This is a genomic window from Methylorubrum salsuginis, assembly GCF_900114375.1.
In the GTDB taxonomy this organism is placed as follows: Bacteria; Pseudomonadota; Alphaproteobacteria; order Rhizobiales; family Beijerinckiaceae; genus Methylobacterium; species Methylobacterium salsuginis.
In genome coordinates, this window is the sequence record NZ_FOSV01000007.1 from 37,836 (window position 1) to 60,611 (window position 22,776).

Consider the following 22,776-nt stretch of genomic DNA (forward strand, 5'->3'; position numbering starts at 1 on the left):
CCTCTTTCGGGTTCAGGTGATGGAGCCGAGGAGTGGCAGGGCCCCGCGGGCGACGACGTAGAGGCCGACCAGGATGACGAGGCCGGCGAAGGTAACGGTCAGGGCGCGCTTGCGCAGGGCAGGAGCACCGGGGCGCTCGCCTTGGTCAGGCGCATCTCGGGGTTGCCGTCACCGCGCCCCTTGCGCAGCATCAGGCCCCCGACCACCAGCATCACGACGCCGAACAGGGCCAGGAGGCTCTAGCCGTCGACCGCCTGCGCGGCGACCGAGCCGGCCAGCGCGCCGAGGACGCCGGCGACCGAGAACGCCGCCGCGAATCGCCACTTCACGTTACCGGCCCGCCATTGCGGGACGAGGTTGCCGGCCGCGCTGACCGACACCGCCAGGGCGCTGGTGCCGATCGCCACATGTGGCGAGGACACGCCGACGACGTAGGTCAGGAGCGGAACCGCGAGGATCGAGCCCCCCGCCGACGAGACCGAGGATCACGCCGACGGCCCCGCCCGAGCCGGCGGCAAGGCCGGATGTCAGCAGGCCGGGCGTCATGCGTCGGCTCCCTGGACCGCCGGCTTCGGGGCTGCCGCCGGGAGAAGGCGAAACGCCAGGATCCCGGCGACCATGGCGGCGACGAAGGTCACCGCTTGCGCCGGTGCCACCGTCAGCAGGGTGAGCGCCGGCCCGGGGCAAAGGCCGGCAAGGCCCCAGCCGAGACCGAACACCGCGGCGCCGGCGATCAGGCGCGGGTCGAGGTCGCGCCGGGTCGGGATCTCAAGCCGGGAGGCGAGCAACGGCCGCCCACGGCGCCGCGCCACGAAATAGCCCGTCGCCGAGACCGCGACGGCGCCTGCCATGACGAAGGAGAGGCTCGGGTCCCAGCGCCCGGTCACGTTGAGGAAGGCGAGGACCTTGGCCGGATCGGCCATTCCGGAGACGAGGAGGCCAAGGCCGAACAGGAGGCCGACGGCGAAGGCGGAGACGATCTTGGCCATGGCTCAGGCTCCGACGAGATGACGCACGACGAGGACGGTCAGGATGGCGACGGCCATGAAGGTGCCGGTGGCGACCACGGAGCGGAGCGAGCCACGGCCGATGCCGCAGACCCCGTGGCCGCTCGTGCAGCCGGCACCGAGGCGCGATCCGAACCCGACCAGCAGGCCGGCGACGACGAGCAGCGGGAACGAGGCATCCACCGTCATCGGCGGCAGGCTGCCACCCAGGCCGGCGTAGGCGAACGGCGCCAGGACGAGTCCTGCCACGAAGGCGGCGCGCCAGCCCGTCTCGCGAGACGGCGGGGTTAGGAGGCCGCCGAGAATGCCGCTGATGCCGGCGATCCGTCCGTTGAGGAGCAGGAACAGGGCGGCGGAGGTGCCGATCAAGGCACCGCCGGCGAGGGCGCTGACAGGCGTGAAGCCATCCATGGTGGTCGCTCCCAGGCGGTGGTCCGGGGGATGCCCGGCTGACTGCAAGGGACGTCCTCCCCTGCCAAGTCATTACATTAGATGCCCCTTATTTAGCATTCACTAATGGAACGGCAAGCGTGAAATCGACGGCCTAATTTGGGAAGCGGTGAGGGGGTGCGGTAACGCACGGGCGCCTTCGCCTTTGGGCAGACGCCATCGATGGCGTGGCGTCGATGCCGACGGGAGGATCGTCTTTCCCCGTTCGACCAGCTCAGGGATGGATGTAGGCGAAACCCATGCCCTGCAGCCGCGCCAGTTCGGCGACACCGCTCGGCACGACGTCGTCCTCTGTGACGCCGTAGAGCGTGCCACGGTCGATCTTCCGTTCGCGCAAAGTGTTGGCGCAGATGAGGAACCGAACGCCCATCCCCTTGAGGGCATCGATGCGGGCGGCGACCTCCTTGTCGTTCGCGGCCGCCTGGAAGAGCGCGACTCCGTCGCTGTGGCTCACCACGCGGATCTCGACATGGGCCTTGCCCACGGCCTCGACGTGGTTGCGCAGGTTGCCGAGCAGGCGCTTGAAGTAGGTGGCTCCGTCGGGGCCGCCGTCGTTGTGGTAGACCACCTTCTGGTCGGCATAGTACCCGACCGGCGCCTCCGAGCCGGCATGGGCCGCCCCTAAGCCCAGGGTCGCAAGAACGACCGCGATCATCAGGCTCCTAAAGATCGTCATCGTCCGCCTCCCTGTCGTAGGCCGGAGGCTCGGGTGCTTCCGACGCGTTGCGCGATAGGTTGTCGAGCCCCGCATGATCGAGGCCGTCGTCCGGCGTCAGTCCGGCGGATGCGCCGTTCCCGAGGCTGCCCGTCGTCTCCGGCGCTTTTGGCCGTGCAGCGTGCACGGTGCCCCGGGACCCGAGCACCACCACCTTCGTGCCGGTGGGGACGCGCCGGTGCAGGTCGATCACGTCCTGGTTCAGCATGCGGATGCAACCTGAGGACACCGCCTCGCCGATGCTCCAGGGCTCCGTCGTGCCGTGGATGCGGTAGAGCGTGTCCTTCCCGTCCTTGAAAAGGTACAGCGCCCTGGCGCCGAGCGGGTTCCTGTCGCCGCCCGGCATGCCGCCGGCCCAGCGCCCGTTCCGCTCCGGATCACGCCGGAGCATGTCGGGCGTCGGCGTCCAGCGTGGCCAGGACGCCTTGCGGGCGACGGTCGCCTCGCCGGTGAACTCGAAGCCGGCCTTGCCCACCCCGACCGCGTAGCGCATCGCCTTGCCACCCTCCATGACGAGGTAGAGGAAGCGCCTGTAGGGATCGACGACGAGGGTGCCGGGCGGCTCCTTCGACGGGTAGTTGACCAACTGGCGGACGTTGCGCGCCTTGAGGTCGCGCGGATCGACCGCCTCGACCGGGAAGGGTTCGTCCGTGACGGCGGCGTACCGGCGCAAGACCTCCGGGGCGATCTGCGGCCGGGCTTCCGCGACGGGGGCCGGAGCCCCCTGTGAGGTCGAGCAGGCGCCGAGCGCCGAGGCGAGCCCGATCAACGTGGTGAGGCGGAGTGGCCGCGGCATCACGAGCGACCCCGCGCCCGGGCCTGGGCGACCGCCTGCCTGAAGCCGTCGTAATCGAGGGCCGCCGCGACCTTGAGCTGGCCGATCAGGAAGACCGGCGTTCCCTGGAGCCCCAGGGCGTCCGCTTGGTCGAGGTTGCGCTGAAGCAGGGCGGAGATCTCGCCCTGGTGCGCCTTCCGGTCCTCTTCCAGGCGGGCGACGTCGACGCCCGAGGCGGCCACCGCCTCCAGCATCCGCTCCTTGGGAATCTTGCGACCCGGGATCGCCATGAGCGCGCGGTGCACTTCGTCGTAGCGGCCCTGGTACTTCGCCGCGAGGGCGAGCTGGGCGCCGTAGACGGAGGCGTCCCCGAGGATCGGCCAGTCCTTATGGACAAGACGGATTCGCCCATCCGCTTTCACCAAGCGGTTGAGGTCGGGCTCGGCCTTCTTGCAGAAGGGACAGTTGTAATCGAGGAAGGCGACGATGGTCAGGTCACCCTTCGGGTTGCCCGAGACCGGCGCCTCGGGGTCGTTGAGGATCGCGTTCGGGTCAACGCCCTGCGCGAAAGCCTCCTCGATGGGGGGCGCCAGCGAAAGCAGGGCGGGCGCGAGCGCGACGGCGGGCAGAAGGGCGAGCAGGGTCCTGCGGTCCATGGTGTTCTCCGTGAAAGTCGGTTTTCCGAAAGGGAGCGACTCAGGCGCCGACGAGGGCGAGGCGGCGCTTCAGGTCATCGACCGTGAGCTCGCCCTCGGTGCGGGCCTCACGGACCTCGCCGCCGTCGGGGCGCATCAGGATGAGGGTCGGCGGTCCGACGACCTCGAAGCGCCGCATCAGGGCACGGGTGGCATCGTCGTCGCGGGTGACGTCGGCGCGGATGACCGAGACGGCCTTCAGTCTCGTCCGGATGCCGGCATCGGCCAGGACCGTCCGCTCGTTCGTCTTGCAGACGGTGCACCAATCGGCGGCGAACTCGACGAGCACCGGCTTGCCCTCGGTACGGGCCGCCGCGAGGGCAGCCTCGAACGCCGGGACGGAGGAGACCGTCCGGCTCTCCTCGACGTGGACCGCTCGCGACTGGCCGAAGCCCGCGAGCGGCCGGAGCGGGTCAGTCCCGCCGCTCGCGGCGCCGACGACGAGGGCGCAACCGTAGGTCACGGCAACGATACCGGCGACCTTGCTCAGTCGGCCCGCGGCACCCGCCCTGACGACGTCGAACGCCCCGACGAACGCGCCGATGCCGATCGCCAGCGCGCCCCAGAGAACGAGAGTGACTTCGGACGGCACGAGGCGCGAGACCATGGTGATGGCCAATGCGACGAAGACTACCCCGAAGGCCTGCTTGGCCGCGACCAGCCAGGGGCCTGACTTCGGCAGGATACCCGCCCCGAACGTCCCGAACGCGATCAGCGGCAGGCCCATGCCGAGGCCGAGCGCGAACAGGGCAGCGGCGCCGCGCGCCACGTCGCCGGTCTGGGCGACGTAGAGGAGGGCTGCGGCGAGCGGCGGCGTCACGCAGGGCCCGACGATCAGGGCGGAGGTGAAGCCCATGGCGGCGGCGCCGAGCGCGCCGAACCGACGCCCGCTCAGGCGTGACAGCCGGCCGGAGACGGCGGACGGCAGCGCCAGGTCGAAGACCCCGAACATCGACAGCGCCAGGGCGACGAAGGCTGCGGCGAGGAGCCCGAGCGCAACGGGAGTCTGGAGCGTGACCTGAAGGTTGCGCCCGGACCATGCCGCCGCCACGCCGAGCGTTCCGTAGGCCAGCGCCATCGCGAGCACGTAGGTACCGGAGAGGACGAAACCTCGTCCGGCCGAGGGCCGCTCCCCGGACCGGGCCAGCATGCCCGCCAGCACCGGGACCATCGGGAGCACGCAAGGGGTGAAGGCCAGGAGCAGGCCGAGCCCAAGAAAAGTCGCCAGGACGCCCGCGAGATGGCCCGAGAGCAGGCCCCTGTCGGGCTCGGGCTGCGCGTCCGTTGCCAGCGTCGCGGCGGTCGCCTGCGGACCTGGCGCGGGCACCTCGATGACCGTGTTGATCGGCGGGTAGCAGATGCCCTTCTCGGCACAGCCCTGATAGGTGACGCGCACCTCGCGCACCCCCGAGAGGGCCGCACCCGGCACGATGGCCTCCGTCGCGCCGTGATAGACTTCCGTCGGCCCGAAATTGGGGTCGTCCTTGGTCTCGCCGGGCTGGGTGCTGACGGGAAGCTCCCTGCCGCTCGCGTCGGTGGCGGCGATCTTGTCGCGGTAGAGGTAGGTGCCGGGGGCGATGGTCCATCGCATGCGCAGCGAGAGGTCGGGGTCACGGGCCGCATCGACGGCGAAGGGCGTCGGCCGCGCACCGGGCTCGCTGCACTGCCCGGGCGACCACAGCGAGGAGCCGGTCCAGACCAGGGCGGCGAGGATGAGGTGGGTGAACACGTTCGGCATGGGCGGGGTCCGGGATCGGATCGGCCCGCCGCGGGTCGGAAACGCAGCTTAAGCCAGGCTTAAGCGGGGCCCGGAGGATGGGGCCGTGAAGGGAGACACGCATGCGCATCCTCGTCGTCGAGGACGACACCATCCTGTCGGACGGGCTCCGGGCTGGCTTGGGCCTGGGCGGGGCGACGGTCGATTGTGTCGCGACCTGCGCCGACGCCGAGGCGGCGCTGGCCACGAGCGCGTTCTCGGCCATCGTGCTCGACCTGATGCTGCCCGACGGCTCTGGCCTCGACGTGTTGCGGGGGCTTCGGCGACGGAACGACCGGACGCCGGTCGTCCTGCTGACGGCCCGGGACGCCGTGTCGGACCGGATCGCCGGGCTCGACGGTGGCGCCGACGACTACCTCGGCAAGCCCTTCGACCTCGACGAGCTCTCGGCCCGCATCCGCGCCGTCGTCCGGAGGGCCTCGGGGCGGGCCGCGGCGATCCTGGAGCACGGTGGCATCCGGCTCGACCCCGGCAGCCTCGCCGTCACCGTCGACGGTGTGCCGGTCGCCGTCTCCCGGCGCGAGGTGATGGTTCTGGCGGCCCTCATGGAACGACCTGACGTGCTTCGGTCCAAAGCCGAGCTGGAGGAGCGGCTCTACGGCTGGCAGGAGGAGGTCGAGAGCAACGCGGTCGAGGTCCATGTGCACAACCTGCGCGCCAAGATCGGCAAGCATGCCATCGAGACGGTCCGAGGTCTCGGATACCGGATGAGGGCACCCGCATGAGGTCGCTCCGCGTCAGGCTTTTCGCCATCCTCGTCCTCGCCACCGGCCTGATCTGGCTCAGCGCGGTCGCCTGGATCTACCTTGGCTCGAAGCGCGAGGTGGAACAGGTCCTCGACAACCGCCTGCAGGAAGCTGCCCGCATGGTCAGCTCCCTGGTGGGCGCGGTCGGCGGCCCGGACCCGAACGCGGGGGCCCGAACCTTCCCGGCCCCGACGGCCTACGAGCGGCAGCTTTCCTGCCAGATCTGGTCCCTCGACGGACGCATGGTCGCACGGTCGACCGGGGCCCCGGAGCGGCGCCTGACCGACGCGCCGGCGGGCTTCTCGCAGCGCGAGGTCGACGGCGAGACCTGGCGGGTGTTCACCGTGGAGGATGCCGAGAGGGGCGTGCGGGTCATGGTGGGTGACCGTCTTGGCCTACGCGAGCGCCTCGTCACCGACCTCATCATGGGCCTGGTCACGCCCGCCATCCTGATGGTGCCGCTGCTCGGCATGCTGATCTGGGCGAGCCTCGGGCGGGGCTTGCGTCCCTTGCGGCTGATGGCGCGGGACCTCGCAGGTCGCGACGCGGACGACATGAGCGCCATCGACGCGAGCCGCGCGCCCGCTGAGGTGCGGCCCCTGGCCGACGCTCTCAACGGGCTATTCCTCAAGGTCGAATCCGCACGCCGGCACGAACGGGAGGTGACTGCCTTCGCCGCACACGAGTTGCGAACACCGCTCGCTGGCCTCAAGGTCCAGGCCCAGGTCGCCATGGCTGCCACCGACCCGGACGTTGCGAAGGCGGCGCTGCGCCAGATCCTGGCAGCCGTCGACCGGACCACGCGCCTCGTCCGCCAGTTGCTCGACGCCGCCCGGCTCGACGCCGCGGGGGAAACACCCTCCCTGGCGGAAGTCGACGTCGGCGCACTGGTAACGGAGACCGTGGAAGGTATGCGGACGCCCCCCGGAGTCCGGACTCAGATCGACCCGCGCTTGCGCGGCTATATCCTGCGGGCTGACCCGGACGGCTTGCGCCTCGCCGTCCGGAATTTGCACGAGAACGCCGTGCAGCACATGGAGACCGGCACGGTGGCTTGGGGCGCGCGGCCGGATGGCGGGGGCATCGTCGTCCGCGACGAGGGGCCGGGCATCCCGGAAGACGAGTTGCCCCACGTCACGACACGGTTCTTCCGGGGACGCCACAAGAGCGCGACAGGTAGCGGCCTCGGCCTCGCCATCGCCGAGATGGCGTCCCGCCGAAGTGGCCTCAGCCTTCGTCTGCGCAACCGGACGGATCGCCCGGGGCTTGAGGCGGAAATCCTCCCGGGCTGAGACCGGTCAGCCGAACTCCGGGCAGAAGATGTCCTTGAGGGTCGCCAGCACCCGCGCGGCCCTAGGGTCCTCCAGCCGGTAGTGGATCGTCTGGCTCTCGCGCCGGAAGGCGACCAACCCGTCCTCGCGCAGCTTGGCGAGGTGCTGCGACAGGGCCGATTGGCTTAGCTCGACCTCCCCGGCGAGACTGGTCACGTCCATCTCGCCGCGGGCGACCAGCAGGCACAGGATCAGCAGCCGCTTCTCGTTGGCGAGGAGACGCAGCAGGCGGGCCGCGTCGGCCGCCTTATCCTGCAGGCGCATCAGGTCGGTCGGCGTGACGGCGTCCATCGGTCGATGTTCCGACATGTTAGAATTACCTTATTTAGGTAATTCTAACATGAAGTCACCAGCTGCGCCCACTTCCTTGTCGCCCTTTTTCCGCTTCGCCCGGAAGGCCATCGCGGCTCCCTGGTGCCGCCTTGCTACCGTCGTTCCCGAAGTGGCCAGGCAGAGCCACCACGGGGGTGATTTGAGCCGGTAGCAACGAATAAGGACCGCCTCAGCGATGGCGGCCCCTATTTACTCTAAGTTGCCGCAGTGCGGAACTTTGATGTTCGAAGTCAGATCACTGGCTTGGCTATCAACAGCTACGCGTCGGCACGGGCAGCAGCGACTAGGCGCTGATGTTGGTGATCTTGTTCGCAGGGTTCACGGCACGCGCTGCATCCGCCCGACCAGCGAGGCCGTGAGTACTTCTACGAGGTCCGCTTCCCGCGTCGTAGCGGACGACGAAGGCCGCAGTGTGGAGGGGCCGCTATGGGTCAGGAGTTCGCACACCGATTGTTCGGCTGCTCAAGACGGCGGAGGACGACGAATTGCCGGAGCAGCTGCACGACTTGGTCGGCCAGCTGACCCTTCGCGACGACTGGGACGGCCCGGACCGCGAGGACCGACCGCTAAAACTCGGGGTTAGTGCGCGCGGAGAACCGGTCGCGAGCCGTGAACCGGTCGGCCGGCAACTCGCCACAGGGGCGACGGTAGATTGCTTCGCTCAGGAACGAGCGCTCGATCTCGATCTGGTCCTCCTCCAGATCGATGTACCAGCAGCGCCGTGCGCCGCTCCAACGGTAGCGGCGCGCCTTAAGCAGGTCCTTGGTCTCGATCGGCGAGCCCTGCGCCCATAGGCGTACCGTCGGCCGGCGGGCGGTTTCGAGGAGACAGGAGAGGGCCAGGCGCCCGGAGGTCTGCAGGGGGCTATCGAGCAACCGCAGCAGGGCGTGGCAGTCATCGATCGCCCGGTGACCGTTGTGAAAGAATCCATGGTCGATCAGCAGATAGCCGAGCTTCATGCCCTCGTGACCCTCGGCGCGCCACGGGATCTGGTGGCAGGAGCAGGCCCAGTTCTTCTCGGCAAACACCGGCCAGCGGCCCTCGCACATCTGCCGGTCAAAGCTGGCGTTGTGGGCGATCACCACCGCAGCATCGGCCGCTAGGGCCTGCACGGCGGCATCGTCGATCCGTTGGCCAGCCACGGCGGCATCGGTGATCCCGGTCAGGCGAGTGATTTCCGGCGGGATCGGTTTTTGGGGTTGGTGCAGCTGGTTAAACGTCTGCAGCACACGATAAATGCGCCCGCTGGCGCCATACTCGAATTTGAGGATGCCGAGTTCGATCACCTCGTCGGTGGCGAAGTCAGTGCCAGTGGTTTCGGTGTCGAGCACCAGGCCGATGAACGTCGGCTCGTCGGGCGCCTCGGCGCAGTCCACCAACGGCGTGAGCCGCCGCAGCACGCGGTAGTCGCCGGTGCCTTCAAGCACGGTCGCGATGCTGTCGAGGGGCTGGTTCACGGCGACACGGTCCCGGCTTGGTTCTCCCTGGCCGGCGGCACTTCTGCCGTGCGGCTGTATTGGTCAGCTTAACCGCGGCTATGACAGGCTGACCAGCGGAGAACGCCGGTCCGTCCACAGCGCAAGCCTGTGGGGCGGTCAGCACCGCGCAGCTCGCCGCCGCCCTTGATGCTGCCTCGCCCGACGTGACTGCAAAGGCCGTCGAGCGGACGCCCTCTCTCGGGAGGTACCCCGCGGGCATCGCCTCCCCAAAGGTCCGGACGGCCCTGAGGTCGGGCGACATCACATCTTGGGACCTCGACCGCCAGCTCGCCGTTGCGGCGTCCCTCGGCCTGAGGGCCCGCATCATCCTTGAGCCAGCCTGACGTCAGGCCGACGTGCGCCTCACTGCGCCCGCCGTGCGCCCGTGAAACTGAACACCCGTTCAGCTTGGCGTCACATGTAGCGTCCCTTGCATGACGCAGTGGCATCATGTGCTCCGAAGACCTCGGAGATCCCCATGCGCCAGACCGACTATTACCCCGCCCACGCCTACAAAGAGACCGGCGCGGCGCGCGTCGGCAGGATCCGCCGTCAGACCGCCGGTCGCATGAGAGAGCTGAGGCAGCGCTGGCGGGACGAGGGCCGCCCGGACCCGGCGACCCTGGACCGTGCGATCGCCGACGCCGTGCGGGATGCCCTTCTCGCAACGGTCGTCGACGGCCGGACGGCGTCGGCGATCCCCGTCCGGGAAATCCTCCTCCGGATCAGCGGGCAGCTCGTCGCGAGGTCCCGCCGCGACGCCGAGGCCGGCCGCGACGTCGTGGTCTACGACAAGAAGGCGGTCGCGGAGGCGGTCCACAAGCGGCTCCTTCAGTCCCCGCGCGCGCGTCACGCTGTGACGGAGATCGCCGTTTCAAAGTCTAAGAGTAACGGGGAAGTCGAGGACCTCATCTTCGACGACGTCGATTGACGAGGTGACGTTAACCGGAGCCCAGGGATAGCTCCGAAATCCGGTTGACCCGGGACTCCAGCCAGGCGCTCATAGTCGCACGAGATCCGAACGCCCGGAGAGAGCCGTGACCGTCACTTCCCACCTGTCGATGGACGTCGCTTCCAAGGCCGCCATGTTTGGGGTGGCGACTGCCAGGGGCATCGATCGGGCTTTCGCCCACATGGCCGAGCGCCGGGCTGTGGCTGCACACGCGAACCAGGGCCTCGCCGATCGGCTTGCCTCTGCCCGGGACGGCGAGCACGACGCCCTCGTCGCCGCCCACGAGCTCGCGCTTGAGCTCGCCCGCACCCGCGCCGAGCTCGCCGAGGCACGGGAGGCTCTCGCCGCCGAGCGCGCGCAGAGCATCCGGCTCGCCCTCGCGCTGCGTCAGGCCGCCTGAGCCGCGGTTCAGGATCCATAAAACTAAGAAGGCCCGCCGGATCGCTCCGGCGGGCCTTCTAGGTTGGGCGGTCGGTGAGGCTTAGTAGGCGACGGCGGGCCTAGGGGAAGCCGCGAAGGACCGCTCGGCTTCCTCGCCGTAAAGGGGCTCAGTGGGAAGGCGCGGGCGAGGGGCCGAACCGGGCCGCTCCGCCATCCGGGCGATCTCGTGCGTGCTGTGCTTCAGATCTCGCATCGACCGCCTCACGATCTCATCGAGTTCCGCTTGCGTCGGGATGGCCCCGGCGGAGACGGTGGCGATCGGCCGGAGCCCGGGGGCGGTCTGCACGCCCGACACGTGCCGCCAGAGATCGCCGGACGGAAGGGCGGCGAGCCGGGATAGCTCGCCGTCCTCAAGAAGCAGCATCCAGTTGCCTGCCTGATGGGGCAGCCGTCCAATGACCTCGGCCGCGCCCGGGTCCTTCCGCGACATCAGGGCAGCGGCTTCCCGGACGACGGCGACGGTCTCGACCGGGGAGAGCGGAGGCGGCGCGAGGCGTGCGCGAGCCGACGTCGCCGGTGCCGCCGACGAGACCGCCGCATGGACGCTCCCGCGGATGTTGTCGTTGGCCCTTGCCTCGCGGTTGTCCTGCGCGGCCGCGGCGGCGGCGACGTCGGCGGGCCCGACGGGTGGGCGGGGAACGAGGGCGCCGAGGAGACCGCCCACGCCCTTGGCGACCCCGTGCGCTGCGCGGTAGCTGAAGTCGAGGGTCTTGCCGACGCCCTCGACGCCGTGCGCGCCGGCGATCGCCGCCCGCCCGGCGAGCCCCTTGGCTGCGGTGAAGTCCCTCGCCAGGTCGCCGCCCGTCCCGCCGAAAAGCATTCTCCACAGCTTCCGGAGCGCCCGCAGCAGGGCCCGTGCGAGCGCCCGCAAGCCGCGGGCCTCCGTCTCCCTCTCGGCCGTCCGCGTCTCGATGGTGGCCTTTGTGGTCATGGTGTCCTCCGTCCTGAGTGTGTGTCGTCCGATTGAAGCAGTCGTCGTTGAAAGTCAGAGGGCGAGCGCGGCTTGGGCGTTCTCGGTCGGCAGGGCGCCCTCGAAGATGCGGGCGCGCAGGGCTGGCGGCAGCTGTTTGCGGTGGGTGAAGAGAAGATGCAGGGCGTGGCTCGCCGCGCCCTGGTCGAGGGCGTCTCGCTCGGAGAGCACGTGGCCCGTCCACGACGTCGCTTGGCTCCAGCCGATACCGTTCCTGTCGCTCGCCCAGTCGGTGTCGAGAGCGGAGATGTATCGGCAGCCTTCGAGGACGGCCGTGCGGATGGCGGGATCCGCCGCCCTGGCGAACCAAACGGCCGGTGCCGGCCGAGATAGGCGGGTCTCCGCACGCTCGATGTTCGCCCCCGCGCCGTCGACCGCCCGCACCGCGGACTGCATGCACCGATGCGTCCACTCGCTGTCCTCGGCGAGCCGGCGGGCGTCGGTTAGGTGCCTGCCGAAAGCCCACTGCCGCCCGGCCAGCAGGGCCGTGAGTTCCTCGCGAATCGGTCCTGAAATTTTTTGGACCTCGGCGACCTCGGCGGCGTGGGCGGTCCGGCGAGCGGCGGCGCGCTCCTCGTCCTGTCGGGCGCGCTCGGTACGCTCGGCGGCGCCTGCGACGGCGGCATCGGCGACGGCGGCCTCCAGCGCGGCGAGGTCGACGTCGATGCCGTGGTCCCACCAGCACGCCCGCAGCTTTCCATCGTCGCTCGTGAGGTCCGTCCACGAGTAACCGGCCGCCACCATGGCCGGGCGGGCATGCCGGTAGGCATCGTCAAACGCGACGGTCGTGGGGGAGGCGACGTGCAGAGGCAGCCGGTCGGCGCGCCGGCGCTGGGTGCCGGCATCCTGAAACTGCATGCCGAAGTCGAGAGGGGGGCGGCGGGTCATGTCCTTGCTCGGGAAACCAGGGTTGCGGGCGGGGCGCCCGGTTCGCTCGTTAGCGCACAGACGAAATGTGCCACCCCGGCAGTATTCTTGCAAGTCCAATTAGGGAGGTAACGCGATATTGGAGAATGTAACGCTTTTCTTGAACTATGTAACGCTTTTCTATCTCAAATAATTTTGAGACGAATGCGAATGAGTGCTTGACGCGAACCTTCTGACATCTCACCTTTAGCTCATGCGCTTACCAGCCGGTCAGCGCGGGTGCTTAGAGGTGGCTGCGATGTCTAGAGGAGTGGTGAGGAGGGCACCGGTCGTGCCGGTGCCGGTCGAGGGGACGGCCGACGCCCTGGCGCGCCTTGAGGCGGCGATCGCCGAGGACGGCTCCGCGAAGGCGTGGGCGGCCCGTGTGGGGGTGAGCGACGTCTACGTGAGCGACGTCCGCCGCGGGGTCAGGAAGCCGGGCCCGGCCGTCCTGAGGGCGCTCGGTTTGAAGCTCGTCGTTCGCTACGAGCGTGAGGAGGCCTTGTCGTGAGAACGGTCGTACGTTGGCCCGACGCCGCGAAGGCGCGCGTCGCGCAGCTGTGGCTCGCCCGCGAGATGCCGGCCTGCCAGATCGCGGCGGTCATCTCCGCCGAGCACGGGATCGCCGCCACGAAGTCTGCGGTCATCGGGATCGCCCACCGCGCCGGCCTGTCTTACAAAGGCCGGCTCGCGACGTCGCCGATCCAGCCGCGGCGCATCGGCCCGCCCCCGAAGCGCGTCAGGAAGCCTCGCCCCCGCGCCGATGCCGCCCCGAAGCCGGCGCCCGCCCCACGCCCGAGGCCTGCGCCCGCCCTCCCGGCGCCGGTTCCCATGTCGCTGCGGATCCCCCTCGTCGAGATCAAGGACGGCTCCTGCCGCTTCATCGCGGACGACCCGAAGGCCGCGCCGGCGACATGCTGCGGCCATCCCACCGCGTCGGGCAGCCCGTGGTGCGACGGGCACCGAGCCGTCTGCACCGTGCCGACCGGCGCGCGGGCGTCGGCGTGGATCCCCTCCTTCCGCACCAGGAGGGCCGCATGACCCGCCCCGACGACTTCCACGTCAGCGTCCGCGACAGGCTGGTCTCAGCGCATGGCGTCGAGCGCTTCGATCCAAGGGCGCTCTATTTCACGATGTACGGCCCGAAGAGGATGCTGCCGACCGATTGGACCGAGCGGTCGCGCGCGTTCATGGAGATCCTCGGCAGGTACGGGTGGACGGAGCCAGCTCCGGGGCCGCGCGGTGGCCTCGGCTGGCGGATCCGGCCGGATCACCTCGCCGAGCTCAAAGCCGAGGAAGTCGCCGCCGATCGCCTGCAGGGTCCGCACCGTGCGGCCGCGGCAGCGATCTCAAGCCCCTATGCCACGACCACGCTCTGCGACGCCGACCGCACCGTAACGCTCTACTGGGGATGGCTGCCCGGCGGCTTGGACGCGGGCACCGTCGTCAAGCGAGTGCCGCTCCGCGATCTCCGGCGCCCCAGCAGCCGGACGCTCACGGCGCAGTGGCGCCACCACGCGAAGCTAACGTCGGCGGCCTCCTGGATCGATGCGCGGATAGCCCGGCTCTGCGAGCAGCGCGCCGCATCGTACGGGGAGATCGTCGACACGCTCCTGTCCTACGCGAAGAAGAAGGAGCCCGCCCTGTGACCGACCCCCTCAAGCCAGCCGCGGTCGCCTGCAAGGATGGCACCCGGTTCGCCGTCGAGGCTCTCGACGGCCGCCTCGTCGTCACGACGCCCTTCACCGATCCCCTCCGCGAGACGGCCGGCCTGGACCGCTTCGAGGCAGCTCGTCAGTGGCGCGCCGGCGTCCTGCGCCACGATGGCGTCCCGATCGACGTCGTGCGCGGCTACATCCGGGCGCACGGCGGCTACGAGGCGGCCGGCGCCGAGGCGCTGGAAGCCCTGAAGGCGGCGGGGCAGGGCGGTGGGGAGGCCGCCCCCGAGCGCCCTTTTCGGGAAGCACGTCCGACGCCGCGGCTACCGCCGGGGTCGAGGCCGGGGGTCACTGTGTGCACGCTCCCGGACGCCTGCGCCTGCAGCTAGACACCCTCACGCCGACGGTAATCCACGCGCGGCGCGTCGCGGCAATGCTCGATGCCAGCGTGCAGCCGCCGGTGGGGTTCGATGCACAGCGCCACTGGTTCCGCCGGTCCGGGCTAGCGGGCGTCGTCGCTGAGGACCTCGCCGTGGCGCGGACGCCGGAGTTCGCCAAGCACCCTCTTGCGGCCGAGGCCATGAGGCTCCACGCCCGCTTACTCAAGATAAAGCATCACGCGTGTAGCATGTATACGCGCGACTTCGTGACAAAGGACCTCAGCCACATCCGCGAATGGTGACTATAGCTTAACCCTGAAAGCTGTCGATCAATGCCCGCCTGGAAAACTCGCCCAATCACGCCCAACTTTCTGCCGTTCGGAGACAACGGGCTCACGTACGATCCGAAGCTCGTCGTCGAGACGCAGCGTGTGGCTGTCCTTACCGACCTTTTCGATGACCCCTTGCTGCAGGATGCTCCCCTTACGAAGCCCGCTCCCCTGACGAAGTTCGGTCGCGACTTGATCAAGAGCGGGACGGTAAAGGCATTCCGTGCCCGGCTTCCGGACGCAGTCGAGCACTGCGCTCTCGTAATCAAAATCGCTGTAGCGGAAACAGATGCTGGCAAAATCGTCTCCGCGTCGCCCGAGCGAGCGGCGCTCTACAGGCGGGATCGCTGGCTCATCGTGACTAGACGCGTCGTCGTCACCGCCCCTGGCTATGAAGACCGCGCTTTCAGCTCGCTCGCGGATCTCCTCGCCGGTACGACACACCGCAACGGGGAGCCGAAACCGTACCGCGCTCCTCCCGTCCATCAGGATGACATGGACGCACTCAGGCACCTCGCGCCCTAGCCCTCGGCGAGCACCGTCCCGATCGTGGCCCCGTCCGGGATGTCGCCTCGCACGGCCGGCCGAAACCGCGGGGCGGGGCAGCAACGGAAATAGGACAGCCCGACCGGCCGCTCGCCCGGCCGCAGATCGGCATTCACGCGGTCGACGGCGGCCTGCGTCTCGGCGATCGTCATCCCGATGCTGACGCGGCCGCACGACAGGCAGCAGACCGCGCCGGGCGGGGGATCGCTGAAGCTGTAGTCGCCCCGCATGTCAGGCGGCCTCGGCGAGCCGGTCGACCGCGGCGTCCCCGACCTCCCGGGCGGCGACGTCCGCGAGGAACGCCTGTATCTCTGGTACGGTCACCGGCCGGAAGCGCCAACAGTCGACGCCGACGTCACATGATCGGACGGTCGGCGGGATCGCCCCATGGGAGTGTCCATAGAGGTGAACCCGGCCGCGGTGCGCGTCCGGCCACGTGACATGGCAGTAGTGGCTCAGCCAGAGGTCGACCGGCGCCGGCATGCCGCGGTCTTGCACCGTCAGGCGCATCACGTCGTGGACGCCATCCCAGGAGAGGCGCTCGCCTCGCGCGTCGTGGTTCCCCCGGATGAGGGTCTTGCGCCCGTTGAGGCGTTCGAACACGGATCTGGCGTGGGCGAGGCTGCATCCGTACGCGAAGTCTCCGAGATGGAAGACCCGGTCGTCCCGGCACACGCGGTTGTTCCACATGCTGACGATGTGCTCGTCGTGCTCCTCAATGGTGGCGAAAGGTCGGGGCCGGGCCATCCGATCGGACAGCATCCCAGCATGTCCTACGTGGCTGTCTGATGTGAAGAAGGTCGGCATCGGGGAAGCCCCCTCGAATTCGGAACGCATGCCGCGGGTGTCCCTGCGGCGGGTGGCAGGCCTTCAGGCCGGCAAGCGTTTCGAGCGAGAGCGAGCGTGCGTCATGAGGGCATCCTGCACGACGAAGATTTCCTGTTCAAGGCCATCCCTCGAACAGCATTGGGAAATCCCTGGACTTGGGGGTTGCGCCCAGGCCATTTTGGCGATGTTTCGTTTACCGTCAGGTCTGCTTCGCCCTTGCAGTAATGCGATCTGAGGGCGAGAATCCCTGCATGCCAACTTTTCATCTCATAGTCGCGGAGTGGGACCCAAGCGAGGGCGCTTGGGCCGAGATCCGCGCGTCGCATGAGGACACGCTCCTCAGCCTAGAGACTGCCGTTTGGGCGCCTGAAATCGAGGGCCCCTTCGGCTTTCCCGTGTTTTCGACCTTCCAACTCCGTAGAGCGATAGACAACGGATCCCTCAAAGCCATGAAACCGGGTCACGCATATTTGACGACACGGCGAAACTTGAGGGAATGGAAGGAACAGTCATGGCACGCAAGCGTGAGGGCGCCAGCCTCCTCTACGAAGAGGATCGGAAGCAGTGGACTATCCGGGATTACGACCCAGCAACCGGCAAGCGCGTCAAGATCCGCCTCGACCGCGACAGTGTTAGAACTCGCGGAGAGGCTGAAAAGGCGTACGCGCTCCACATCGTAGAGCGGGACCGGAAGGCCGACGCGATCGCTCGCGAGCGCGCCATCGTTGCGCCCGACACCGACGACCCGGCAAACCAGGATCCGCGCCTCGTCTCGGTCGCGGCCGCGCTCGCCTTCTACCTGTCGGTCCTCGACCGGAAGGAGCAGGCGATTGAGGACAAGATCGGCGCGGGCGGCGGCGGGGGACGGTCGGCGGGCGGGAATGCCGCCCTCGCAGCGATCCACGTCGTCACGCTCCTCCGGCACTGGGGCGACAAGAAGCTCGCGCAGGTCCGCGGGCAGACGTGCCGGGCGTACGTCGTCGCCCGGACCGCCGAGCGCCACAGGCCGCGCGGCTCGAAGGGCCCCGGCAAGCCAATCAGCGAGCAAACCGCCCGGCGCGAGCTGCAGACGCTGAGCGCGGCGATCGGCGCCTGGCACCGGGAATTCACGCTCACGTCCCGTCCCGTCGTCTCGATGCCCGTGGCGGGGCAGGGACATCCGGACTGGCTGACCGAACGCGAGTACGCACGGCTCCTCCGCGTCGCCCAGGGCTGGCGTTGGATCTCGTCCGACCTGGCGACCGGGGAGCCCGAGTGGCAGCGGGCGCCCGACACGCCGTTCGTCGCGCAGTGGCGCGCGTCCGCCGGCGACGCCTTCATAGAGGACGACCACCTGGAGAGGTTCCTGGAGATCGGCTTCGCCACCGGCACCCGGTCCGGCGCCATCCTCGACACGCGCTGGGCGCGCCATCGTGTCGACGGCCACATGGACCTGACGGCTCGGACGTACCACCGCTGCGGCCCGGACGCGCCTTCGTCGCGAAAGAACCAGCCGCCATGCCGCATCCCTGACCGGCTCCTGCCCCGGCTTGTCGAGTGGCGCGAGGCGGACAGGAGGAAACTCCCGGACAGCACGCACGTCGTGCACGAGCGGGGCGCTGCCCTGTCGCGGGTCGACAAGGCGTTCGGGCGCCTCGCCGCGCTCGCCGGCCTGGACCGACGTGACATCGACGGCGTGATGCGCGTCGGCAACGCCGATCCGCGCGACGATCTCGGGATGCCTTCGCCCCACATCCTGCGGCACACCCGGGCGACCCTGCTCCTACAGGCGGGCGTCTCGCCCCGCGAGGTAGGCGAGTTTTTGGGCATGTCGACGAAGATGGTCGAGCGGGTCTACGGCCACCACCACGTCGAGTATCAGGCCCGCGCCGCGGCGGCCTGAGGGTGGGGCCGGAACGGGACCGGAAACGCCGGTCCCGGGACCAGATGGGGATGCACGGGGACCAACGGGAACGCACGGGATCGCACGGCAAGCCCCTGTCGCCGTTGCCGAAACGGGCCCTAGCCTTGGGGACCGGAATTCCCGGGGATTACGTTGACATGGTAGGGGTCACAGGTTCGATCCCTGTCGCGCCCACCATCACCCATCGGCGGTGATGGCGACGAAAAACGGCTCCCCTCGCGGGAGCCGTTTTCGTTTCCGGAACGGGCATGCGGTGAGCACCGGGTCACGCGCAGTCGGGACGGGCCGGCCTCACCCGACAGGGGTCGTTTCGAACCTCCGGCTCAATGCAGGTGGAACTCCCCGGAGACCGTCTTCAGCTCGGCGGGCTTGATCAGGCGACCGTGCATCACCCGCACCGAATGCAGCGGCCCGTCCAGCCGCTCCTGCCAGAAATCCAGGAACCGCTTCAGCTCGGGAAAGCGCGGGAAGAGGTCGAGCTGCTGCCAGATGAAGGTCTGGAGCAGGTGCGGGTGGTCGGGCAGGTGATACAGGATCTCGGCCGTGGTCAGGCCGTAACCTTCGAGCCGACGACGAAACTCCGATGACTGGGCCATGCGTCCACCTCGTCGAAGCACGGGCTCCCGACATGCTTCCGAACACGACCGACCCGTCGGGACGGGACCCGATCCGGTGCGGATCGGGCAGAGGGTCAGTCTGAGCAAGAAAGCTGCCGCCAAGCTTGCCGGGCGAGCGGGGCCGGCATCGGTGGCGGGCGAGGCCGCCGCAGGCCACCCGCCACCGGTGGCCTGCGCGCGCGTCATCCTTTCGGATCGATCCGCGGGCGAGCCCGTCAGCTCGCCTGGAGCGCCGCCTTCACCTTGGCCGGGGTGAACGGCACCGAGCGCAGGCGCACGCCGGTGGCGTCGAACAGGGCGTTGGAGATCGCCGAGGGGACGATGGCCGCCGACGGTTCGCCCGCCCCCCAGGGCTTCTCGCTCGGCCGGTCGATCAGGTCGGTCACGACCTGCGGCACGTCCGGGAAGGTGAGGATCGGGTAGCTCGCCCAGTCGAGGCTGGTGACGGCGCCCCGGTCGAAGGTCACCTCCTCCATCAGCACGCGGCTGAGCGTCTGGATGATGTTGCCGTCGATCTGGTTGCGCACCCCGTCCGGGTTGATGATCTGCCCGCAATCCTGGACGACGAAAAAGCGCGGCACCCGCACGCGGCCGGTGGCGCGCTCCACTTCGATTTCGGCGACCCCCGCGACGTAGGTGCGGTAGAGCTCGTACTTCACGTAGGAAATGCCGCGCCCGCGCAGCACGTCGCCGGAGGAATCCTTCACCGGCGAGGGCCGGGCCTGCCATTTGGCGAGTTCGGCCACGCGTTGCAGCACCTCGACGCCGCGCGGATCCTTCAGGGCGCGCAGGCGGTAGTCAAGCGGGTCGGCGCCGGCCGCCGCCGCGCATTCGTCGAGAAAGGCCTCGTTGGCGTAGGTGTTCTGCATCCGCCCCGGCGTACGGATCCAGGACGGCCGGAACGGCGTCGAGGCCAGCCGGTGACAGACCGTGCGGACGTTCGGGAAGGCGTAGGGGATCGCCGAGTTGTGGACGATGTTGCCCGGCGAGAGCGCCGTCTCGTGCGGCAGCCCGGCGAGGTCGGCGGCGACCAGCGGCACGTTACCGGCCCCGCCCTCGGGGATCAGGAACTGCGACGACCACGCCGCGACGTTGCCTTGCGCATCGAGCCCGGCCTTGAGATCGACCAGCGTCGGCGGGCCCTTCGGGTCCCAGCCGTGCTCGTCGGCGCGCGACCACTGCACCCGCACGGGACGACCGACCGCGCGGGACAGCAGCGCCGCATCGCCCGCCGCGTCCTCGTGGCCGTTGCGGCCGTAGCAGCCCGAGCCCTCGATATAGATGCAGCGCACGACCTCCGGCTTCAGCCCGGTCATCGCCGCGAGCTGCTTGCGCAGCGCGTGCGTCATCTGCGAGGCGGTCCAGCAGGTCAGCCGGCCGTCCTCGAACGCGGCGATGGCGCAGGAGGGCCCGATCGAGCCGTGGGTGTGGATGGCGAAGTCGTAACTCGCCTCCAGCACCTTCGCGGCCTGCCCCAGGGCCGCCTCGGCGTCGCCGGTGTTGCTGGTGACGTCGTCCTTGCTGACCTTGGTGGCGCGCACGTGCTGCCAGAGCTTGTCCTGTTCGGGCAGGCCGGCCCAGGACGACCACTTGGCCTTCAGGCGCTCGGCGGCCTTGATCGCCGCCCATTCCTTCTCGGCGACGACGGCCAGAAAGTTGCCCTCGCGCACCACCTTGATCAGGCCGGGCACATCGGCGACCGAGGCCTCGTCCACGCTCTCCAGGCTCGCGCCGATGGCGGGCGGGCGCACCACGCGGGCATGCACCATGCCGGGTACGCGGTAGTCCTGCATGTAGGTGAAGCGGCCGGTGATCTTATCCGGGATGTCGAGGCGGGGCACCGGCTTGCCGACGAGGGTGAAGGCCGCCGAATCCTTGATCCTGGCGGCGGGGTCCACCTTCAGGTCGAGGCGACCGTCCCTCACCAGTTCGGCATAGCTGATACCCTCGCCGCCGGCTTTGGGGCGCACGACGCCGCCCTCGCTGACGAGCGTCTCGGCCGGTACGCCGAGCCGTTCGCCCGCGAGCTGCACCAGCCGGGCGCGGGCGGTGGCCGCCGCCTGCCGGATCTCGACGCCGCCCTTCTGGACCGAGAGGCTGCCATAGGTCGGCCCCTGGTCGGGGGTCAGCGCCGTGTCGCCCTGAACCACGCTGACGCGGTCGAGGGGCAGGTCGAGTTCCTCCGCGGCGATCTGGGCGATGGCGGTCTGCACGCCGGTGCCGAGATCGACTTTACCGGAGTAGATCGTGGCGCGACCGTCGGCGCCGAGCGCCAGGAAGCTGTCGACCTGATCGGGGGCGACGGGCTTCGAAAAGCCGTCGGTCGGAACCGCCGGGAAGGTGGCTTGCGCCAGCGCGCCGCGGCCCGCCAGCGAGAAGCCGACCACGAGGGCGCCGCCCTGGAGCAACAGGTTGCGGCGGGAGAATGTGGGAGCGTTCATGGCGGTGGCCTCCCTCACAGCGTGCCGGCGGCGCGCTGGACGGCGCGCACGATCCGCAAGTGTGTGCCGCAGCGGCAGAGATTCTGCGCCAGCGCCTGTCGGATCGCCGCCTCGTCGGGCTTCGGCGTCTCGTTGAGGAGGGCGGCCGACTGCATGATCATGCCGTTGATGCAGTAGCCGCACTGCGCCGCCTGTTCCTCGATGAAGGCGACCTGCACGGGGTGCAGCCTGTCCGGCCCGCCGAGGCCTTCGAGGGTCACGATCTTCGCCTCCGGCTTCAGGCTGGAGACCGGCGTGACGCAGGAGCGCACCGCCTGCCCGTCGATATGCACCGTGCAGGAGCCGCATTGGCCGAGGCCGCAGCCGAAGCGGGGTCCGTGCAGGCCGAGATCGTCGCGCAGCACGTAGAGGAGCGGCGTGTCCGGATCGTCCACGCTCACGCGCGCCGCGCGCCCGTTCACGTCCAGCGACAGGTCCTGTCCCATGGCGCGTCTCCCTGGAATCGTTCTGGTATACAAGGCCTATACCCGCCGCATGGCCGCGGCAACGCGACCGATTCTCGGGTCATCGCGCTTCCGCCGGGCGGTCGAGGCGGGCGGCGAGCTGGTCGGCGAACTTGGCGGCGGCGACCGGCAGCAGGCGCCCACGCAGCTGCGCCAGCACGACGCTCATCGGGTCGAGGTCGCGGGCATCGACCGGGCGGCTGCGCAGGCGCGGATCGTCGGGGATGCCGCTCGCCACCTGAAAGCTGACGAGGCCTTCCCGCAGGACCATGGCCCGCAGGAATTCCAGCGAGCCGGATTCGACGGTGGCCCGCATCTCGACCCCGCGCCGGGCCAGGGCCTGCTCGATGTGGTGGCGGATGGCGAGGGAGCGGTCGGGCAGGGCGAGGGGATGGGCAAGGCAGTCGCGCAGGCGCACAGGGCCGCCCGACCCGGCCGAGGGTTCCACCAAGGGATGGTCCGCCCGCATCAGGGCGCAGACGGATTGCCCGCCGGCATGGAGCACGTGCAACTCCGCCGCGGGGGGCGGCTGGAGCACGAGGGCGAGGTCCGCCTCGAACGCCGTGAGGGCGGCCACCGCCTGCGCATGGTCGCGCACCTGCACCGTGAAGGCGACCTGGGGAAACTGCGCCCGGTAGGTCTCGACCGCCTCCGGGACGATGCGGGTGATGAAGGCCTGGGCGCAGGCCAGGGCGACGTGGCCGCGCCGCACGCCGGAGAGATCGGCGATCTGCGAGCGGACCCGGTCGAGATCCGCCGCCCGGTCGCGGATGTGGCGCACCAGCAATTCGCCGGCCGCGTTGAGGCGCATGCCCTGCGCCAGCCGCTCGAAGATCGGGGTGCCGAGTTCGTACTCGATGTCCTGGATCTGCCGGGTCAGCGCCGAGGGCGTGAGGGCGAGGCGTTCCGCCGCCCGCCTGACGGAGCCGCAGCGGGCGACCTCGGCGATGGCCGTGAGGCTGCGCAGGTGCTTCATCGATAGGGCTTCCGACACG

The 22,776-nt window shown here is 69.7% G+C and carries 27 protein-coding genes and 1 pseudogene; 11 read left to right on the top strand and 17 right to left on the bottom strand.

Annotation, left to right across the window (positions count from 1 at the left end):
• Positions 1 to 12: 12 nt before the first annotated feature.
• The 7 genes and pseudogenes from BM140_RS10575 to dsbD all read right to left on the bottom strand — a co-directional run bounded on the left by BM140_RS10575 (position 13) and on the right by dsbD (position 5,380).
• Positions 13 to 546: pseudogene (locus BM140_RS10575) on the bottom strand (sulfite exporter TauE/SafE family protein).
• Positions 543 to 989 (bottom strand): YeeE/YedE family protein, encoded by a 447-nt coding sequence (locus BM140_RS10580; protein ID WP_091945308.1) that lies wholly within the window; start codon positions 987 to 989, stop codon positions 543 to 545. Before BM140_RS10580 ends, BM140_RS10575 begins: the two are co-directional and overlap by 4 nt.
• A gap of 3 nt (positions 990 to 992) precedes the next feature.
• Positions 993 to 1,418, bottom strand: a complete 426-nt coding sequence (locus BM140_RS10585; protein ID WP_091945311.1) for a YeeE/YedE family protein — start codon at positions 1,416 to 1,418, stop codon at positions 993 to 995.
• A gap of 253 nt (positions 1,419 to 1,671) precedes the next feature.
• Positions 1,672 to 2,133, bottom strand: coding sequence for a DsrE family protein (locus BM140_RS10590; protein ID WP_091945313.1), 462 nt, complete (start codon positions 2,131 to 2,133; stop codon positions 1,672 to 1,674).
• Positions 2,120 to 2,968 carry a L,D-transpeptidase gene (locus BM140_RS10595; RefSeq protein ID WP_091945316.1) on the bottom strand — a complete coding sequence of 283 codons (849 nt, stop codon included), beginning with the start codon at positions 2,966 to 2,968 and terminating at the stop codon, positions 2,120 to 2,122. The genes BM140_RS10590 and BM140_RS10595 overlap by 14 nt, the downstream gene beginning before the upstream one ends.
• A complete protein-coding gene (locus BM140_RS10600; RefSeq protein ID WP_091945320.1) occupies positions 2,968 to 3,603 on the bottom strand; it encodes a DsbA family protein in 636 nt (211 codons plus the stop codon). Before BM140_RS10600 ends, BM140_RS10595 begins: the two co-directional genes overlap by 1 nt.
• A 40-nt stretch (positions 3,604 to 3,643) precedes the next feature.
• Complete coding sequence (gene dsbD, locus BM140_RS10605) at positions 3,644 to 5,380, bottom strand: protein-disulfide reductase DsbD (RefSeq protein ID WP_091945323.1); 1,737 nt, start codon at positions 5,378 to 5,380, stop codon at positions 3,644 to 3,646.
• A 101-nt stretch (positions 5,381 to 5,481) separates the two neighbouring features.
• Between dsbD and BM140_RS10610 the strand changes: the two genes are divergently transcribed.
• Both BM140_RS10610 and BM140_RS10615 read left to right on the top strand, forming a co-directional pair.
• Positions 5,482 to 6,144 carry a response regulator gene (locus BM140_RS10610; RefSeq protein ID WP_091945327.1) on the top strand — a complete coding sequence of 221 codons (663 nt, stop codon included), beginning with the start codon at positions 5,482 to 5,484 and terminating at the stop codon, positions 6,142 to 6,144.
• The gene (locus BM140_RS10615) at positions 6,141 to 7,457 is read left to right on the top strand and encodes an ATP-binding protein (RefSeq protein WP_091945330.1); all 1,317 of its coding nucleotides are present in this window, start codon (positions 6,141 to 6,143) and stop codon (positions 7,455 to 7,457) included. Before BM140_RS10610 ends, BM140_RS10615 begins: the two co-directional genes overlap by 4 nt.
• A gap of 6 nt (positions 7,458 to 7,463) precedes the next feature.
• On the opposite strand, the gene BM140_RS10620 is transcribed toward BM140_RS10615, so the two are convergent.
• Both BM140_RS10620 and BM140_RS10625 read right to left on the bottom strand, forming a co-directional pair.
• Entirely contained in the window at positions 7,464 to 7,787 is a 324-nt protein-coding gene (locus tag BM140_RS10620; protein ID WP_091945334.1) for an ArsR/SmtB family transcription factor, read from the bottom strand.
• A gap of 608 nt (positions 7,788 to 8,395) precedes the next feature.
• Entirely contained in the window at positions 8,396 to 9,286 is an 891-nt protein-coding gene (locus BM140_RS10625) for a 3'-5' exonuclease (RefSeq protein ID WP_091945337.1), read from the bottom strand.
• Positions 9,287 to 9,785: 499 nt separating this feature from the next.
• Between BM140_RS10625 and BM140_RS10635 the strand changes: the two genes are divergently transcribed.
• Positions 9,786 to 10,238: a hypothetical protein gene (locus tag BM140_RS10635; protein WP_091945344.1), complete on the top strand. Its 453-nt coding sequence runs from the start codon at positions 9,786 to 9,788 to the stop codon at positions 10,236 to 10,238.
• A gap of 106 nt (positions 10,239 to 10,344) precedes the next feature.
• Entirely contained in the window at positions 10,345 to 10,659 is a 315-nt protein-coding gene (locus BM140_RS25840) for a hypothetical protein (protein ID WP_091945346.1), read from the top strand.
• An 81-nt stretch (positions 10,660 to 10,740) separates the two neighbouring features.
• On the opposite strand, the gene BM140_RS10645 is transcribed toward BM140_RS25840, so the two are convergent.
• On the bottom strand, positions 10,741 to 11,571 hold the full coding sequence (locus tag BM140_RS10645; protein ID WP_131803787.1) for a hypothetical protein: 831 nt from the start codon (positions 11,569 to 11,571) through the stop codon (positions 10,741 to 10,743).
• 114 nt (positions 11,572 to 11,685) lie between these two features.
• Positions 11,686 to 12,558, bottom strand: coding sequence for a hypothetical protein (locus BM140_RS10650; RefSeq protein ID WP_091945352.1), 873 nt, complete (start codon positions 12,556 to 12,558; stop codon positions 11,686 to 11,688).
• 310 nt (positions 12,559 to 12,868) lie between these two features.
• Here BM140_RS10650 and BM140_RS10655 point away from each other — a divergent pair, with 310 nt between their 5' ends.
• The 6 genes from BM140_RS10655 to BM140_RS10680 are packed head-to-tail and all read left to right on the top strand — an operon-like array spanning position 12,869 to position 15,468.
• Entirely contained in the window at positions 12,869 to 13,087 is a 219-nt protein-coding gene (locus tag BM140_RS10655) for a hypothetical protein (RefSeq protein WP_244535384.1), read from the top strand.
• Entirely contained in the window at positions 13,084 to 13,617 is a 534-nt protein-coding gene (locus tag BM140_RS10660) for a GcrA family cell cycle regulator (RefSeq protein WP_091945355.1), read from the top strand. Before BM140_RS10655 ends, BM140_RS10660 begins: the two co-directional genes overlap by 4 nt.
• On the top strand, positions 13,614 to 14,225 hold the full coding sequence (locus tag BM140_RS10665; RefSeq protein ID WP_091945358.1) for a hypothetical protein: 612 nt from the start codon (positions 13,614 to 13,616) through the stop codon (positions 14,223 to 14,225). The genes BM140_RS10660 and BM140_RS10665 overlap by 4 nt, the downstream gene beginning before the upstream one ends.
• Positions 14,222 to 14,623: a hypothetical protein gene (locus BM140_RS10670; protein WP_091945361.1), complete on the top strand. Its 402-nt coding sequence runs from the start codon at positions 14,222 to 14,224 to the stop codon at positions 14,621 to 14,623. The genes BM140_RS10665 and BM140_RS10670 overlap by 4 nt, the downstream gene beginning before the upstream one ends.
• A gap of 44 nt (positions 14,624 to 14,667) precedes the next feature.
• Positions 14,668 to 14,916: a hypothetical protein gene (locus tag BM140_RS10675; protein WP_131803789.1), complete on the top strand. Its 249-nt coding sequence runs from the start codon at positions 14,668 to 14,670 to the stop codon at positions 14,914 to 14,916.
• A 30-nt stretch (positions 14,917 to 14,946) separates the two neighbouring features.
• Positions 14,947 to 15,468, top strand: coding sequence for a hypothetical protein (locus tag BM140_RS10680; RefSeq protein ID WP_091945367.1), 522 nt, complete (start codon positions 14,947 to 14,949; stop codon positions 15,466 to 15,468).
• Here BM140_RS10680 and BM140_RS10685 read toward each other — a convergent pair.
• Positions 15,465 to 15,719, bottom strand: coding sequence for a hypothetical protein (locus tag BM140_RS10685; protein ID WP_091945370.1), 255 nt, complete (start codon positions 15,717 to 15,719; stop codon positions 15,465 to 15,467). The genes BM140_RS10680 and BM140_RS10685 overlap by 4 nt on opposite strands.
• A 1-nt stretch (position 15,720) precedes the next feature.
• On the bottom strand, positions 15,721 to 16,251 hold the full coding sequence (locus tag BM140_RS10690; protein ID WP_425287056.1) for a metallophosphoesterase: 531 nt from the start codon (positions 16,249 to 16,251) through the stop codon (positions 15,721 to 15,723).
• A gap of 577 nt (positions 16,252 to 16,828) precedes the next feature.
• Between BM140_RS10690 and BM140_RS10695 the strand changes: the two genes are divergently transcribed.
• Positions 16,829 to 18,199: a tyrosine-type recombinase/integrase gene (locus BM140_RS10695; RefSeq protein WP_091945373.1), complete on the top strand. Its 1,371-nt coding sequence runs from the start codon at positions 16,829 to 16,831 to the stop codon at positions 18,197 to 18,199.
• Positions 18,200 to 18,543: 344 nt separating this feature from the next.
• Here the strand turns inward: BM140_RS10695 and BM140_RS10700 are convergent, their stop codons facing one another.
• The 4 genes from BM140_RS10700 to BM140_RS10715 form a co-directional block, all read right to left on the bottom strand.
• Positions 18,544 to 18,816 carry an usg protein gene (locus BM140_RS10700; RefSeq protein ID WP_091945376.1) on the bottom strand — a complete coding sequence of 91 codons (273 nt, stop codon included), beginning with the start codon at positions 18,814 to 18,816 and terminating at the stop codon, positions 18,544 to 18,546.
• Between the two features lie 236 nt (positions 18,817 to 19,052).
• The gene (locus BM140_RS10705; protein ID WP_091945380.1) at positions 19,053 to 21,278 is read right to left on the bottom strand and encodes a xanthine dehydrogenase family protein molybdopterin-binding subunit; all 2,226 of its coding nucleotides are present in this window, start codon (positions 21,276 to 21,278) and stop codon (positions 19,053 to 19,055) included.
• Positions 21,279 to 21,292: 14 nt separating this feature from the next.
• Positions 21,293 to 21,763 carry a (2Fe-2S)-binding protein gene (locus BM140_RS10710; protein ID WP_091945383.1) on the bottom strand — a complete coding sequence of 157 codons (471 nt, stop codon included), beginning with the start codon at positions 21,761 to 21,763 and terminating at the stop codon, positions 21,293 to 21,295.
• 79 nt (positions 21,764 to 21,842) lie between these two features.
• A complete protein-coding gene (locus BM140_RS10715; protein WP_091945385.1) occupies positions 21,843 to 22,757 on the bottom strand; it encodes a LysR family transcriptional regulator in 915 nt (304 codons plus the stop codon).
• Positions 22,758 to 22,776: the final 19 nt, after the last annotated feature.